This is a genomic window from Flavobacterium geliluteum (genome assembly GCF_017948595.1).
In the GTDB taxonomy this organism is placed as follows: Bacteria; Bacteroidota; Bacteroidia; order Flavobacteriales; family Flavobacteriaceae; genus Flavobacterium; species Flavobacterium flavipigmentatum.
Map to the genome: position 1 here is coordinate 1 of NZ_JAGFBV010000076.1, position 701 is coordinate 701.

The 701-nt window shown below is 36.1% G+C and carries 1 protein-coding gene and 1 pseudogene; both read right to left on the bottom strand.

Features of this window, described 5'->3' with window-relative positions; genetic code table 11:
• A pseudogene (locus tag J3495_RS19015) lies at positions 1-373 on the bottom strand (nucleotidyltransferase); the annotation flags it as partial.
• Positions 373-657 (bottom strand): hypothetical protein, encoded by a 285-nt coding sequence (locus J3495_RS19020; protein ID WP_210668557.1) that lies wholly within the window; start codon positions 655-657, stop codon positions 373-375. The gene J3495_RS19020 and the pseudogene J3495_RS19015, both read right to left, overlap by 1 nt.
• Positions 658-701: the final 44 nt, after the last annotated feature.

The following is a 701-nucleotide window of genomic DNA, read 5'->3' on the forward strand; positions in this document are numbered from 1 at the left end:
CTGCGGAATACTTAATAATTTTAGAACTTTCAATTTGTTCAGGTGTAGCGGTTCCGTTATCGAAATAATCCTTCTGTGGCGCCAAATCAAAACCATACTGAAAACGCAAAGCCATTGTTCGATACCAGGGAAGTGTACCCGGCTTTTCATTCGCTAATCTTTCATCAACTTCTTTAGCGTGTTGATCAAAGAATTGTTCATGTATGAATATGGCCAAAGCCACAATTTCAAAAAGAATGTTTTCTAAGCTAACCAATGAAAATTCAGCATCGAATGAAGCTCCCAAAGCAAAACCATATTTTAAGGCTAAGCTTTCATTTGCCATAAATGGTGTGGTTATCTCGGTTTTTATCTGTGTCCTGGTTCTTGCCATTATCTTACTATAAATGTGTCTTCGATTATCATTGCTCCAATTCCTTCATCAGGAACAATAATTGCAAAGTCTATGTTTGTTATTGCTGTAGCTGGTAAATTGTTTTCGCTCCATATTTCCGAAATAGATTTATTTTCTTTTCCTGCCGGTATTATCTCCTGGCCAATGGTTAAGCTATCAGTTATAGATAAACCATTTTGGAAAGCCATTGCAAATGCGTTTCCAATATCTCCCGTCTCTTGAATGACCAGATCACAAAAACTTTGTCCTTGTTTAGCTTTCATAATCAGCAACTATTTTAATATTATCGGTTCTGTAGAGGTTTAAT